Raw genomic sequence first — 15,024 nt, 5'->3', positions numbered from 1 at the left:
CAGCGGTGCCGCGACCAGACGCAGGGCGTCAGGGCCCGACGGCCCAGGACTCCTCGCCGAGCCCGATCCGCTGCTCGCCCTCCGCGCTCACGGCCAGCTCGAAACGCTCGAACCCAGGCTTTCCCCGCGCTTCCCACCAGCGCCAGGCCGTCTCCAGCTCGTCCCAGAGGGCGCGCGGTCCGGACTGCACCACCTCGTAGTCGGTACGGCCGGGCTCGTGGTCGGCCGTCGCCCAGCTCGTCACGTCCGTATCGTACAGCCACAGCGTGTACGAGCCGTCGCCGTGACTGTCCGTCCGGCAGAACATCCGTGGGACGCGCACACCGATCACGAACATGTCGATCCAGCCCCCGACGCCGTCCGGTGACAGCGTCGTGGTGCTCCTGGTCCCGCCCGCCGGCCACGGCTCCTTCAGGTACGCACCGAACGGCGGCCGATCGGTGCGCTGGTCGCGCAGCCGCATGAAGGCCGACGACCGGATGAAGGGCCCGGCCGCCGTACCGTCCTCGCCGACCGTGAGCCGTACGACGCCCTCGCCCCCGTAGACCGGCCCCCACGGAGCGACGATGACCGCGCCCGGCCTGCACTGCGCGAGCCACTGCGGCGGGATGCGGCCGACCGAGCAGGTCGCGATGATCCGGTCGTACGGGGCCAGGGGCGGATGCCCGTCGGCTCCGTCGCCGACGACCGTGACCGGCACCGCCGCCCCGGTGCGGGCTGCGGCGGCCTCCAAGCGGGCCCGCGCGGCGGCGGAGACGGCGGGATCGACTTCGACCGTGACGACGTTCCCGCCGCCGAGCCGGTGCGCGAGCAGCGCCGCGTTCCAGCCGGTGCCGGTGCCGATCTCCAGTACGCGGTGCCCGTCCTCGACACCGAGCGCGCCGAGCATCGAGAACACCATGGACGGCATCGAGTTGGAGGACGACGGCACCTTGCCCCGGCCGGGGCCCGTATACGCGCCGTCGTCCCACTGCGTGGTGATCGGCACGTCGGAGTGGACGGCCGCCCACCAGGCGTCGGGCTCCTCGGTACGGATCACGCGGTCTTGCTGCCGGTTGCCGCCCGCGTTGCCGGGCCAGGCGGTGTCCGGCACGAAGAGGTGGCGGGGGACCGCCTCGAACGAGGGGAGCCAGTCGCTGCCGAGGCTCCCCTTCTCCAAGAGCGCGGAGGCCAGCCGCGCACGGCCGGCCTCCTCTGCGCTGTGCTGCTGGGTCACGTACGCCTTACTTCCCGTCCGCCGGGCCCTGGCCGTCGCTGGTGTTCCCACCTTCGTCGGAGCCCCCGCCACCGTGCTTGTTGCCGGAGTCGCTGTCGTCCTGCGGGTTGCCGCTCATGGCGAGAACGAGTGGGAGGGGTACGGGTTTCGGATCATGTCGCGTCCTTACTCGTGAAGCGTTGGTTCCTGCTGACCGCGCCGACGGGATCGCCGGCAGCACCTCGAATATCGGGATACCGAAGGCGTGCGAGCAGTGACTGTGGACGTACTGAGGCATGCGTACGCGGCCGTGACCGGTACGGGGCGCCGGAGCGGACCGTTCGAATGGGTGGGAAGTCTTCGCACCCGGTGCAGCTGGTTCCCTCGGACGAGGCATTGACGAGGCCTGTAGCGGTTCTGAAGTGCGAAGTTCGCGGATTCGCTCCATCGAGGGAGTTTCGGCACTTTTCTCAATTCATCTGATATGGGTCGCTAGCTTCTTGTGCAACGAGGCCGAGCGGGGAGCCGGGTGGTGGACATGGTGGAGAAGAACGCGTCCTCGGGGACGCTGCGGTACTTCGGCAGTCAGATGCGGCTGTGGCGGCAGAGGGCCGGTATGAGCCGCGAGCGGTTGGCCGAGGAGCTCGGGTACTCGGTGGAGACGATCAGCTCCGTGGAGCAGGGGCGGAGAATCCCGCAGCCGTCGGTCATCGAGGCGATGGACGATGTGCTTGGGGCGGGTGGCCTGTTGAAGGGCGGAGCACCCTTTCTTGTGCGGGAGAAGTATCCCGACTGGTTCCAGGACTATGCACGTTACGAGGCCCAGGCTGTGTGGCTGGACATCTACGAGAACCACGTGATTCCCGGTTTGCTACAGACGGAGGACTATGCGCGAGCTGTCTTCCGAAGCAGCTCGCCGCCGTTGGACGACGCCGAGATCGAGCGGCGGGTCGAATCGCGCCTGAGCAGACAGTCCCTACTCAACCGAGCCCCGACGGCTGCTCTCGGCTTCGTGATCGAGGCGGTTGCCTTGCACCGACCGATCGGTGGTGCGTCGGTCATGCGCCAGCAGCTCAGCAAGCTCGTGGAGTGCGCCGAGCTGCGAAATGTCGCGATCCAGATCATGCCAACCGAGCGTGAGTCCCACGCAGGCCTGGCGGGGGCGATGTACCTGCTGGAAACGCCTGAGCAGCAGCAACTGGCCTACACCGAAGGGCAAGGGGACTGTAGCTTTTTGGTCTCTGACCGGAAGATGGTGAGTGAACTCCGCCAGCGCTATGGAACCATCCGAGCGCAGGCCCTCACCCCCGAGGACTCCATGAGCCTGCTTGAGCGATTGCTAGGAGAGCAATGAGTACCCGGGAAGTTATGCACAGCCCATCTGATCTCGCCTGGTTCAAAAGCAGTTACAGCAGTGACCAGGGGGGAGCCTGCATCGAGGTCGCCGCATGCCCGTGCGCGGTGCACGTGCGGGACTCCAAGGACACGGCTAAGCCCTCGCTCACCTTCGGCCGGGAGACATGGGCCGACTTCGTCGCCTTCGCGGCGGCAGATCGGGCTGAGATAGCCATGTGATCGAGAGCAAATCAGCACGGCACCCCACCGATCGGCGGGGTGCCGCTTGCGTGTGGTCCCGGTCAGTCGACCACCGGGGCGTCCTCCGCCACCTCTGGTGGGATCTCGCCCCCCAGCGCCTCGGCGATCGCCGCGAACTCGTTGAGCGCGGCTTGCAGATCCTGGACGATCTCCTGGGCGATCACCTCGGGCGGCAGCAGGCTGTCCGCGTCGTCGAGGGCCGGGTCCTTCATCCACGTGATGTCGAGATTGACCTTGTCGCGGGCGATCAGCTCGTCGTACGTGAACGGCTTGAAGCGCTCGGTCTCCTGCCGGTCCTCCTGGTGGTACGCCTCCACGAACTCGTCCAAGTCCGCACGGCGGAGAGGGCGCTGCTTCAGCGTGAAGTGCTTGCCGGTGCGGAAGTCGTAGACCCAGAGCCGGTCGGTGTTGGGCTTGCCGTCGGCACGGGGCGTCTTCTTGTCGAAGAAGAGGACGTTGGCCTTGACCCCGCCCGCGTAGAAGATGCCGGTGGGCAGGCGCAGCATGGTGTGGAAGTTGAACTCCTGGAGCAGGCGCCGGCGGATCTTCTCACCCGCGCCGCCCTCGAAGAGGACGTTGTCGGGAAGGACCACCGCGGCACGGCCGTCGATCGCCAGCTGGGACATGATGTGCTGGGCGAAGTTGAGCTGCTTGTTCGTGGTGGTGGCGCGGAAATCGGGGCGGTCGTAGGAGATGTCCTCCCGCTCGGACCTGCCGTCCATGCCGATGACGGTGATCGCGGACTTCTTGCCGAAGGGCGGATTCGCGAGGACGACCGAGGCGTGGCGGTCGGGCTTGGTCGCGAGGGCGTCACCGACGGAGATGAGCGACTTGCTGTCGCTGCTGCCGATGCCGTGGAGCAGCATGTTCATCGCGGCGAGGCGGGCGGTGCCGGTGACCAGCTCGTTGCCGAAGATCTTGCCGTCGCTGAGCGCGAGGCGTTCGTCGCGGGACATGTCCTGCATGTGGTGCTTGCGGATGTGCTCGTGCGCGGCGATGAGGAAGCCGCCGGTTCCGCAGGCGGGGTCGGTGATGGTGTCCCCAGGCTGTGGACGAATGCAGTCGACCATGGCGTCGATGAGCTGGCGCGGGGTGAAGTACTGGCCGGCGCCGGTCTTGGTGTCCTCGGCACCCTTGGCCAACAGTCCCTCGTAGGCGTCGCCCTTGAGGTCGGTGCCCTGGGTGACCCAGTCCTCACCGCCGATGAGGTCGATCACCAGCTTTTCGAGCAGGGCGGGCTCGGTGATGCGGTTCTGCGACTTGGCGAAGATCGTGCCGAGGGTGGTGCCGGTCTTGGTCGCCAGTTCGGCGAGGATGTTGCGGTACTGGATCTCCAGGGCCACGCCCTTTTTGGAGATCAGCGACTGCCAGTCGTAGCCGGGCGGGACGATGGCTTCGGCCTCGTCGAAGGAGGACTCGGCGATCTCGTCGGCCATCTTGAGGAAGAGCAGATAGGAAAGCTGCTCGACGTACTCGATGGTGGAGAGGCCGTTGTCCCGGAGAACATTGCAGTAGTTCCAGAGCTTGGCGACCAGTTGGTTGGTCTGGGCTTCGGCCTGGACGGCGGTCGGCGTGCTGCTCACAGCTCGAACTCCTGCTGGATGGCGGTCTTGGGGAGGGCGGTGGTCGCTGTGGGCGCCCGTTTCGGCTCCGGTTCGAGTGTGGTCTCGACCTTGCGCTGGGACGGTGTACGCCGGATGCGCTTGGGTTTCGGCTGCGCGGCGCGCTCAGCTTGGACGCGGGCCAGTAGCTCGGAAGCCGGTTCGTCGTTCGGGTCCTGAGGGACGAGTCCTCCGGTGAACGCTCGGGCGAGAACGGCCTTCCGGAGGTTCTCGGCCCGCCGTTGGGCCTTGGCCAGCTCCTCATCGAGCGCGTTGATTCCGCGGAATCGCTCCTCCGCGAGAGCAACCAAGCGCTTCTGCTCTTCGATCGGGGGTACAGGGAACTCGACCGCTTTCAATCGTGCAGCCGAAAGGTGTGCGATGTTCGTGGTGATGCGGACCTCGCGCATGAACCGGCGGGCATGCATGTGTCGACGGAACACCAGAAGCGCCCATTCCGGCAGCACGTCCGGATTCCCGCGGAAGCGAAGGAGGCTGTTGGTGAAGGCCACCTCGGGTGGATCTCCCCGGTACATCGCGGGCCTGCCGACGAGGTGTGGACTCTGGCCCTCGTTGAGGAGGATGTCTCCGGGGTGAAGGCGGTACCGGTCGAAGATCCCCGAGAAGTCCATTTCCATGACGTCGGAGGTGTCGATGCGGTCCTCGAATACGTTGGCCACCCGCAGGTAGGGCTTCATCTCTGGACCGGTGTGCCAGTCGGGGTGGCGTTGACGACCGAGGTCGACTTTCCCTGCCTCCTGCACGGATACTTCTCTCCAGGTGGACGGAGTCTGGGCAGGCACAGTCTCCAGCAGTAGAGACCGGCGAAGGGCTTCGCATCTCCGGCGCGATGCCTCGACACTCCGGAGGGCAGCATCGAGCCGGGAAAGGTGCAGTGCGAGTACCTCGACGATGCGGAGCTGCTCGCCAAGAGGAGGCAACGGAACAGGAATGGTGACCATCGCCGACTTGGTCAGTTTCAACCTGGTGGTCCCGTTCGCATATCCCTCGTAATTGAAAAAATTCAGATAGTGGTTGATGTACTTGAGGTCGACCGCCTGCTTCACCGGACGCAGCACATGGGCGTGGTTGTTCACCCAGGACGGTCCGGAGATCACGTAGGACTTCGGCTTCGATCTGTCGAAGAATTTGACTCCGTCCTCGCCGAGCAACACGAGGTCTTCATCGAAGATGGGGGCATCGATCCAGCCGACCCGGCCCGTGGCCCCGTAGTACGGAACCTTTCCGGCGCGACTGCTGCGTTCACTCGCACTGACCGGAACCCGGTAGTGGTCCAAGACGTCAACGAGTTCGCCCAGCTGGGTTCGGCCCCACCCCGCGGGAAGGTGTTTCTCGCTCAAGCCAGTTCTCGATTCAGTTCAGTCAGGAGTTCACGCGCCTGCTCGCGTCCGCCGAAGCTCTGCATGAAGCCCCGAGCACCGCCCCGCTCCGTGAACGGCGCGTGCTTCAGTTCAGCCGTAGTGATGCCCACATCACTTGCCACCACGTCCCGTATCTTCTCCAGCCACCACACCTGCTCCTCCGAGAACTCCGCCCCGGCCTGTCGCTGCCGCAGCAGCCAGCCCGCGAAGCGTTCCTCGACCACCGACCGGTACGGCTTCAACTCGGCATCGACGCCCAGCTCGTATCGGATGAGCGAGATCAGGTCCGGGACCCCCGCGCCCTTCGTCGGCCGTTCCACCGCCTTGCCCAGGTCCTCGTACCACGTCCACAGCGCATCCGGGGTCCACGCGTACTGCGGCCGGTGAATTATCGCAGCCAGTTCCTTGAGCGACGCGAACGCCTCGCTCGGTGCGACCGTTCTCGGGGTGCCGATCGCGATCTGGATCGCCGCGATCTCGTCCCGCCGCGTGTCGAGGAGGTCGCGCCAGCGGCCGACCTGTTCCCTGGCCCGTTCCTCTCGTGGAACCTCCTCCACCGACGTGACCGACACCTTGGTGACCTCGTCGATGAGCAGGTCCTTGTCCCGCCGGATCTCCAGGATCGACGTCCGCAGCTGAGGGTGCTCGGTCAGTGGTGCCACCGCCCGCTCGACCAGTCGCCTCGCCTCGGCCGGCCCGCCCTCCGCCTCAGCCCGTTCCTGCCGGTCCGGGTCGGCCGCGTCCACCAGGTCCCGGGCGATCTTCGCCAGCGTCGCACCACCGCCCGCGCGCGTGAGCAGCTCCCGTTCCTCGTCCGTCAGTTGCCGGTCCAGGCGGGCCAGCCGCCCGGCCAGGATCTCCGCCTCCCCCGCGCTGATCGATTTCGTACCGGCCTTGTCGAGCAGCTTCTTCAGGGACACCTGCCGCTCGCCCGCCGCCGCCAGCGGCTTCGCGTCGACCAGCGGCGAGCTCGTCACCCCCACCGCGTCGACCAGGACGAAGCGGTCCTTCCGCACCGACTCGTCGGCATCCGGCGTGACCTCCCGCAGGTCCGTCGGATCGATGACTCGTGCCCCGCGCCCCTTCATCTGCTCGAAGAGCACCGCACTGCGTACCGACCGCAGGAAGATCACGCACTCCAGTGCCCGTACGTCCGTCCCCGTCGCGATCATGTCGACCGTCACCGCGATGCGCAGGGACGGCGAATTACGCAGGTCGTTGATCAGGTCGTCCGGGTTCTCGCCGTTCTGCCGGCTCTTGTACGTGATCTTCTTCGCGAAGTCGTCGCCGCGCGCGAAGACCTCCTTGGCCTGCGCCAGCACATCCTCCGCGTGGTCCTCGCCGACCGCGAAGATCAGGGTCTTCGGGATGTCGGCCCGGCCCGGGAACCAGCGCTGCCAGTTGGCCTTGTAGGTCTGGAGCACCGCCCGGATCTCGTCCACCGCGATGACGCTCCGCCCGATCTGTGCCTCCGTGTACGAGAAGTCGTCGGCCAGCTCCTCGTACCGCTGCCGCCGCGTCTTCCGGTCCTTGATCTTGACCGTGGTCCCGGCGTCGATCTGGGCGCCGCCGTTCTCCCGGATGTCGGTGTTCAGGCGCACCACGTCGAAGTCGACGTTGACGCCGTCCGCGACCGCCTGCTCGTAGGTGTACTCGGATACGAGGTTCTGGTTGAAGAAGCCGAGCGTCTGCGGGGTCGGGGTGGCGGTCAGGCCCACTAGGTGCGAGTCGAAGTACTCCAGGACGCCGCGCCACAGGCCGTAGATCGACCGGTGGCACTCGTCGACGACGATCAGATCGAAGGACTCGGGCGGCACCTGCGGGTTGTACGCCAGCGACACAGGCTGGTCGGTGGCGTAGGAGTCGGCGGCGAAGACACCACCGGCGGCGTCGTCGGCATCCTCCGCGGCCTCGTCGTCCGTGAGGGGTTCGCCGCGCAGCAGGGAGTACATCTTCTGCACCGTGCACACCACGACCGACGAGGTCTCCTGGAGGCCGGCCGCCCCGAGCCGGTCGACGCCGTAGAGATCGGAGAACTTACGGCCGTCGTCCGGGGTCGTGTAGTTGCGGAACTCGGCGAGTGCCTGCCGTCCCAGGTTGTTGCGGTCCACCAGGAAGAGGACGCGCCGCGCTCCCGCGTACTGGAGCAGGCGGTATGTCTCCGTCACCGCTGTGAACGTCTTGCCCGCGCCGGTCGCCATCTGGATCAGCGAACGCGGCCGGTCCTCACCCAGCGAGGTCTCCAGGCCGCTGATGGCGTCGAGCTGGGCGAGCCGCAGACCGTTCGGCTCCAGCGGCGGAAGGCGGCGCAGACCCGCGCGGAAGGTGGGGGACTGCGGGCGCTCGTCGGCGCGCCTCATCCACAGCGCCAGGGTCCCGGGACGGTGGAAGGAGAAGACCTCGCGGGAGCGGGCGTCCGGATCGAGCCGGTTGAGGAAGTACGTCTCGGCGCCCGTCGTCGCGTAGCGGAACGGGAACGGCTGGTCCGCTCGCCACACCGCGAGGCTGTGCTCCTTGGCGACACCCGATGCGTAGCGGGCGTTCTGCACCAGGGCGTCGCTCAGGTGGTCGCCCTCGCGTTTGGCCTCGATGACGCCGGTGATCTTCCCATTCACGTACAGGACGTAGTCGGCGCGGCCGGTGGCGAGGGTGAACTCGCGGACCGCGACGCCCTGGCCCGCTGCCGGGTTGAGTTGCTCCCTGTCCTGCACGAGCCACCCCGCGGCGCCGAGCATCGCGTCGATCGCGTCCCGGGCCTGCACCTCGTTGAGCGGGGCGGGGCGCTGGGCGCGGTGCACGATCGCGTCCCGGGCGGCGGCGTCGACACGGCGGGGCCGGGTGCGCGCGCTCTCGTACGCAGCCTGCTGCTCGGCGCGGAGCCGCTCCAGTTCGCCGGTGAGCTGCTCGACGCGGGCGCTGAGTTCGGTCCGCGCCTCGGCGGCGGCCGACATGAGCGCCTCGGCCTCCTCGCGGGCGCGGCGCTCGGCGGCCAGCTCGTCCGTGCTGCGGCTGAGCCGGGTGCGGGACTGGGCGAGGGCCTCCCGGTGCCCGTCCAGTGCCTCACGGAGCTCAGCCAGCTCCGCCGGGTCGGTGACGGCCTCGTCGCCGGTGGGCTCGGCGGGCGGAACGAACTCTGCGACGGTGCGCTTGCCGGTGATGGCGTCGTGGAACCAGATGCCGAGCTGATAACAGGTCCGTACGTCGTCCAGGGCGCGGGTGGTGTCGAACACGTGGCCGTGGGCGGCTCGGTTTCGGTCGCGGCGGAGCTGGTCGAAGGCGTCACGGACGGGCGGGGTCAGGGTGCCGGTGCGGGTGAGGGCCGTGAGCCGGTCGATCTGGCGGGTGCCCTCGACACGGAGGCCGATCCGGGTGATGAGCTCCTCGGCCAGCACCTCGCCGAACTTCCCGGCCTGGATCTGGGAACCGTTGGGGTTGGTGAAGACGGTGGCTTCGGCGAGCGTGCCGTACAGGGTGAGCAGTGGTTGCAGTCGGTAGAGAAAGTTGAAGTTCGGCGACTTCTTCGCCGGCTCCCACAACCAGTCGTCCACGCCGGCGCCCCCGCTCTCGTCGTACGCTCCGATCGACGGCAGCGCCCCCTGCGGAGCCGTCGGGATCCAGGAGCACAAGGGTACGGAAGAGGCACCTGGTGTGGTCGGGAATCAACTGATGCGTCACGTCCCCGTGCCGCCGCGTGCCGCCCCCGGTACACCCCCCCCGCCACCCCCGGTGATCACGCGTTCCGCGATGTGAGCTGGCTTACGTTTCCGTGTGGCCCGGCCGGAAAAGGGCAGGGGTCGTCGCTGAGCGGGTGCCGACGGCGTCCGGATGACGGGTGGCAGCGGTCAGCGGTGATCGCATGCCGAGATCGTGTCTCATGATGCGATACCCAGGTGTCCGTTTTCGTCCGCTCGATAAACTGAGCCGACCGAAGGATCCTGATTCGGGATCCTTAGGAAGACAGATTTTCGAGGAGCGCACGTGGGCCTTGTCGTGCAGAAGTACGGCGGCTCCTCCGTCGCCGATGCCGAAGGCATCAAGCGCGTCGCCAAGCGAATCGTGGAAGCCAAGAAGAACGGCCACCAGGTGGTCGTCGTGGTTTCCGCGATGGGCGATACGACGGACGAGCTGATCGATCTCGCCGGAGAGGTGTCTCCGATGCCCTCCGGGCGCGAGTTCGACATGCTGCTGACCGCCGGAGAGCGAATCTCCATGGCCCTGCTGGCGATGGCGATCAAAAACCTCGGTCACGAGGCGCAGTCGTTCACCGGCAGCCAGGCGGGCGTCATAACGGACTCCGTCCACAACAAGGCGCGGATCATCGACGTCACGCCGGGCCGGATCAAGAGTTCGGTCGACGAGGGCAACATCGCCATCGTCGCCGGCTTCCAGGGTGTGTCCCAGGACAAGAAGGACATCACCACCCTCGGCCGCGGCGGCTCGGACACCACCGCTGTCGCCCTCGCCGCGGCGCTGGACGCCGAGGTCTGCGAGATCTACACGGATGTCGACGGTGTCTTCACCTCCGACCCGCGGGTCGTGAAGAAGGCCCGGAAGATCGACTGGATCTCGTTCGAGGACATGCTGGAGCTGGCCAGCTCCGGGTCCAAGGTGCTGCTGCACCGCTGCGTCGAGTACGCCCGCCGTTACAACATCCCGATCCACGTCCGGTCGTCCTTCTCGGGCCTCAAGGGCACCTGGGTCAGCAACGAGCCGCAAGGGAACCAGCCGATGGAGCAGGCACTCATCTCCGGGGTCGCGCACGACACGTCCGAGGCCAAGGTCACGGTCGTCGGGGTGCCGGACAAGCCGGGCGAGGCCGCGAAGATCTTCCGTGCCATCTCGGACGCCGAGATCAACATCGACATGGTCGTGCAGAACGTCTCGGCGGCCACCACGGGTCTCACCGACATCACCTTCACGCTGCCGAAGACCGACGGCAAGAAGGCCATCGGCGCCCTGGAGAAGACCCGCGCCGCCGTCGGCTTCGACTCGCTGCGCTACGACGACCAGGTCGCCAAGGTGTCGCTGGTCGGCGCCGGGATGAAGACGAACCCGGGCGTCACGGCGACCTTCTTCGAGGCGCTGTCCGGCGCCGGTGTCAACATCGAGCTGATCTCCACGTCCGAGATCCGCATCTCCGTGGTCTGCCGCGCCGACGACGTCAACGAGGCCGTGCGCGCCGTGCACACCGCCTTCGGTCTGGACAGCGACAGCGACGAGGCCGTCGTCTACGGAGGGACCGGACGATGACGTATGCCGACAGCGCCGGTGCCGCCCGCAAGCCGACCCTTGCCGTCGTCGGCGCCACCGGCGCCGTCGGCACGGTCATGCTCGGCATCCTGTCCGAGCGCAAGGACGTCTGGGGCGAGATCCGGCTGATCGCCTCGCCGCGGTCGGCGGGCAAGAAACTGACCGTGCGCGGTGAGCAGGTCGAGGTCGTCGCGCTGAGCGAGGAGGCCTTCGAGGGCGTCGACGTCGCGATGTTCGACGTGCCCGACGAGGTCTCGGCGCAGTGGGCGCCGGTCGCCGCAGCCAAGGGCGCGGTCGCCGTCGACAATTCCGGGGCGTTCCGGATGGACCCCGAGGTGCCCCTGGTGGTGCCCGAGGTCAACGCGCACGCCGCCCGCGTCCGCCCGCGCGGCATCATCTCCAACCCGAACTGCACGACCCTGTCGATGATCGTCGCGATGGGCGCGCTGCACGCGGAGTTCGGGCTCAGCGAGCTGATCGTCTCCTCGTACCAGGCGGTTTCCGGCTCGGGCAAGGAAGGCGTCGACACCCTCCGGGAGCAGATCGCCGCGGTCGCCGGTACGGAGCTGGGGACGCACCCCGGCGACGTGCGGCGCGCGGTCGGCGGCGGGCTGGGCCCGTACCCGGCGCCGATCGCCTACAACGTCGTCCCGTTCGCCGGTTCGCTCAAGGACGACGGCTGGACGTCGGAAGAGCTCAAGGTACGGAACGAGTCCCGCAAGATCCTCGGGTTGCCCGGCCTGCGGGTCACCGCGACCTGTGTCCGGGTCCCGGTGATCACCACGCATTCGCTGACCGTGCACGCCCGGTTCGAGAACGAGGTCACGGTCGCGAAGGCCCACGAGATCCTCTCCACCGCGCCCGGTGTGGTGCTCTGCGACAATCCGGCCGAGGGCGAGTTCCCGACGCCCGCCGACGTCGTCGGCACCGACCCGACCTGGGTCGGGCGGGTGCGCCGCTCGATGGACGACCCGAACGCGCTGGAGCTCTTCGTGTGCGGTGACAACCTCCGCAAGGGGGCCGCGCTGAACACGGCTCAGATCGCGGAGGTCGTCGCCGCGGAACTGACGGGCGTCTCCTGACGGTTCCCCGGTCTCCCGGTCTCCCGGTCTCCCGGATTTCTGGTCTCCCGGATTTCCGGTTTCCTGGTTTCCCGGTTCCACGGCATCCGGCCTCACGGCTTCTCCGGCCTGCGGCCCGGGCCGTCTCACGGCTTCCCGGAGTCCCGGCGTCCCGGGCCGGACGGGCTCCCGGCCGGGACGGCACCCCGAGCCGATCCCGGGTCCGGTTCCGGGCCGATCCCCGGTCCGGTCCCGGGCCGGTACGGGCTCCCGCGGCTGCGCGCCGGCGTTCCGTTCGGCCGCACCGTCTCCTCGCCCACGCCACCCCGCGTCTCCCCGCCCGCGTTTCCGTGCCCACTGCCGCGAGGCGGCTGCGCGCACTAGAATGTGGACACTTTGAGGGTCGTGTGAAGATCCTGTGATCGAAATGTTGGTCCAGGCCGCTTGAACCGGTCGTCGCCCTGGCAGACGATTGACTCCCCGCCCACTGCAACCGGCAGCCGGGCGGGGAGCGTCTTTGCAGCAGTCCCTCGAAGTCGCTCGACTGTATGGGGCATTGGGGATGAACTGTGCGTATGAGGGCATTCGATGCATCGGCAAACGTGGTGGGGCGCGCGTACAACCTTGACGGGGGCACGCGTGTCAAACAGGCGTGGCAGAGGCATTCGGTATGGCAATGGACCCCGGGGGCGGCGCGGCAGTCCTTCGACCGCCCCGATCGCGCGCGCCCGGCGGGATGCCGGTGATCGCGCCGATGCCCGCTGCGTCGCAGCCCGCGCACATACCGTCGCAGCGCGAGGGCGCTGACGAAGCGATGGCAGCGGGCACCACAGTCGACCACCTCACCGAGACCTACCGGGCGCACTACCGCTCGCTGCTCGGACTCGCCGCCCTGCTCCTCGACGACACCGCTTCCTGCGAGGACGTCGTACAGGAGGCGTTCATCCGTGTGCACTCCGCGCGGAACCGGGTCCGCGAACCCGAGAAGACGCTCGCCTACCTGCGTCAGACGGTCGTCAACCTCTCGCGTTCCGCGCTGCGCCGCCGCATCCTCGGCCTGAAGCTGCTCTCCAAGCCGATGCCGGACATGGCGAGCGCGGAGGAGGGGGCGTACGAGCAGCTGGAGCGCGACCAGCTCATCCAGGCCATGCGCGGTCTGCAACGCAGACAGCGCGAGGTGCTCGTACTGCGCTATTTCGCCGACATGACGGAGGCGCAGGTCGCCGAGACTCTCGGCATATCGCTCGGCTCGGTCAAGGCATACGGATCACGGGGGATCGCGGCGCTGCGCGTCGCCATGGAGGCCCCGGCATGACAGAACAGCAGCACGGAGCGGACGGCCCCGAGGGGCCGGACGACTTCGCCGGACCACGACGGTCCGGCGAGGAGTCACCCTTCGTGGCCACCGACTCGAATCTGGACGAGCAGGCGTTGAAGCGCCTGCTCCAGACCGTCGTCGACGACATCGAGCCGTCCCCCGACTCGCTGGAGCACCTGCGGCGCGCGGTGCCCGCGAGACGGGCCCGCAAGCGGCAGGCCTTCGTCGGCGGGATCGCGGCGGTGCTCTTCGTGGGGACCGCCGTCCCCACGTTCGTCCACGTCGCCAGCACCGGCGACACCGCCGAGGACCGGCCGGCCAACGCCGCCAGCAGCGAGCGGACCCAGGGCGGCACGGGCGGCAAGTACGACGGGGACAGGAACGGCAACGCGCCGGGCGCCCCCGGTGACGAGTCCCGCGAGAAGGACGGCAAGAAGGACCCGCACGACAAGGGCGGGAAGAAGGGCGGCGAGAAGTCGGAGAACGGCCGCGAGGGCACCGCGGGCGGCAACAGCAACCCGTCCGAGACCATGGCCGTCTCCTCGCCGAGCTGTACCTCCGTCCAGCTCGGCGGCGGCACGTCGAGCGTCAACGCCCCGGACGCCGAGGGCAAGGTCTACGGCAGCTTCCGCGTCGTCAACGTCTCGGACACCGCCTGCACGGTCTCCGGCCCCGGCGCCGTCGTCGCCACGTCCCAGGGCAACGCCGAGCCGATCGCGGTCGTCGACCACACCCTCGGGGACGCGGCGACCGGACTGCCGGACCCCGCCGCCGAGGCCGCCAAGCTGATCCTCAAGCCACGGCAGGCGTACGAGGTGCGGTTCGCCTTCGTCCCCGCCGGCGGCTCGCCCGGCGGCTGCCCCACCCCCGGCACCTCGCCGGACCCCGGTGACTCCGCCGGGGGTTCGAGCGGTTCCCCGACCACCATGAGCGCGTCGGAGTCACCGCAGACCACCGTCGACGAACAGCCGCCCCCGGCCCCGGCCGGGAGCGTCCTGCTGAGCCACACCCCGGAGGGCGACGACGCTGCGGTCCAGGCGACCGTCCCAGAGGTCTGCTCGGGCACCATCTACCGCACCGGAGTGCTCACGGCCTCCTGACCCGCGCGGCGGCTGCCTCGGCAGCGGCCGTCCGGTGCTGGCGGCCGCCCGGTGCCGCTGATCGGCGCCGTCCTGCTGATCGGTACCGCTCTGCTGGTGGGGCCGATGGGTGGGGGGTGGGCCGGTGCGGGCTCGGCGGGTGACGTCGGCGGGTGACGTCGACCGGTGGTGCTCGGCTCGTGGTGTCGGCTCGTGGTCCTCGGCGGGTGGTGCTCGGCGGGTATGGCTCGGCCCCTGGCGGCGGCTGGCGTGGCCCCCGGCTTGTGGGCGTCGGCCGGTGACGCTCGGCTCGTGGTGTCGGCGGGCGGGGGCGGCCGGTGCGTCGCCCGGCTTGTGGTGCCGACGGTGGGTGGCGGGAGCCGGTGGTGCGCGGGCCCCTGGTGTGCCGGCCGGTGGTGCGCGGGCCGGTGGTGTGCGGGCCCTTGGCGTGCCGGCCGGTGGCGGTCGCCGGACGACGGCCTTGTGGCACCGAAGACCTCGGGAGGGGAGGAGTACGGGGCGGATCCGTGATGACGGGTCCG

At 68.7% G+C, this 15,024-nt stretch carries 10 protein-coding genes; 6 read left to right on the top strand and 4 right to left on the bottom strand.

The window, feature by feature from the left end; genetic code table 11:
* Positions 1 to 28: 28 nt before the first annotated feature.
* A complete protein-coding gene (locus GCU69_RS01000) occupies positions 29 to 1,216 on the bottom strand; it encodes a methyltransferase domain-containing protein (RefSeq protein WP_170315749.1) in 1,188 nt (395 codons plus the stop codon).
* Positions 1,217 to 1,733: 517 nt separating this feature from the next.
* Between GCU69_RS01000 and GCU69_RS00995 the strand changes: the two genes are divergently transcribed.
* Positions 1,734 to 2,549, top strand: a complete 816-nt coding sequence (locus tag GCU69_RS00995; RefSeq protein WP_156204861.1) for a helix-turn-helix domain-containing protein — start codon at positions 1,734 to 1,736, stop codon at positions 2,547 to 2,549.
* A 14-nt stretch (positions 2,550 to 2,563) separates the two neighbouring features.
* Positions 2,564 to 2,770 carry a DUF397 domain-containing protein gene (locus GCU69_RS00990; protein WP_156204860.1) on the top strand — a complete coding sequence of 69 codons (207 nt, stop codon included), beginning with the start codon at positions 2,564 to 2,566 and terminating at the stop codon, positions 2,768 to 2,770.
* A 62-nt stretch (positions 2,771 to 2,832) separates the two neighbouring features.
* On the opposite strand, the gene GCU69_RS00985 is transcribed toward GCU69_RS00990, so the two are convergent.
* The 3 genes from GCU69_RS00985 to GCU69_RS34290 are packed head-to-tail and all read right to left on the bottom strand — an operon-like array spanning position 2,833 to position 9,322.
* Positions 2,833 to 4,374, bottom strand: coding sequence for a type I restriction-modification system subunit M (locus tag GCU69_RS00985; protein ID WP_156204859.1), 1,542 nt, complete (start codon positions 4,372 to 4,374; stop codon positions 2,833 to 2,835).
* Positions 4,371 to 5,753: a restriction endonuclease subunit S gene (locus tag GCU69_RS00980; RefSeq protein WP_156204858.1), complete on the bottom strand. Its 1,383-nt coding sequence runs from the start codon at positions 5,751 to 5,753 to the stop codon at positions 4,371 to 4,373. Before GCU69_RS00980 ends, GCU69_RS00985 begins: the two co-directional genes overlap by 4 nt.
* Entirely contained in the window at positions 5,750 to 9,322 is a 3,573-nt protein-coding gene (locus GCU69_RS34290) for a type I restriction endonuclease subunit R (RefSeq protein WP_156204857.1), read from the bottom strand. The genes GCU69_RS00980 and GCU69_RS34290 overlap by 4 nt, the downstream gene beginning before the upstream one ends.
* Before the next feature lie 430 nt (positions 9,323 to 9,752).
* On the opposite strand from GCU69_RS34290, the gene GCU69_RS00970 reads away from it, so the two are divergent.
* From GCU69_RS00970 to GCU69_RS00955, 4 genes are all read left to right on the top strand, one after another.
* The gene (locus tag GCU69_RS00970) at positions 9,753 to 11,024 is read left to right on the top strand and encodes an aspartate kinase (protein WP_098752672.1); all 1,272 of its coding nucleotides are present in this window, start codon (positions 9,753 to 9,755) and stop codon (positions 11,022 to 11,024) included.
* On the top strand, positions 11,021 to 12,106 hold the full coding sequence (locus tag GCU69_RS00965; protein WP_098752671.1) for an aspartate-semialdehyde dehydrogenase: 1,086 nt from the start codon (positions 11,021 to 11,023) through the stop codon (positions 12,104 to 12,106). Before GCU69_RS00970 ends, GCU69_RS00965 begins: the two co-directional genes overlap by 4 nt.
* A 655-nt stretch (positions 12,107 to 12,761) precedes the next feature.
* Positions 12,762 to 13,400 (top strand): SigE family RNA polymerase sigma factor, encoded by a 639-nt coding sequence (locus GCU69_RS00960; protein WP_098752670.1) that lies wholly within the window; start codon positions 12,762 to 12,764, stop codon positions 13,398 to 13,400.
* The gene (locus GCU69_RS00955; protein WP_098752669.1) at positions 13,397 to 14,503 is read left to right on the top strand and encodes a hypothetical protein; all 1,107 of its coding nucleotides are present in this window, start codon (positions 13,397 to 13,399) and stop codon (positions 14,501 to 14,503) included. The genes GCU69_RS00960 and GCU69_RS00955 overlap by 4 nt, the downstream gene beginning before the upstream one ends.
* Positions 14,504 to 15,024 lie beyond the last annotated feature (521 nt).

Origin of the sequence: Streptomyces lycii, assembly GCF_009735685.1 — a bacterium.
GTDB classification, from domain to species: Bacteria; Actinomycetota; Actinomycetes; order Streptomycetales; family Streptomycetaceae; genus Streptomyces; species Streptomyces lycii.
This window is presented reverse-complemented; position numbering and strand designations above follow the sequence as displayed.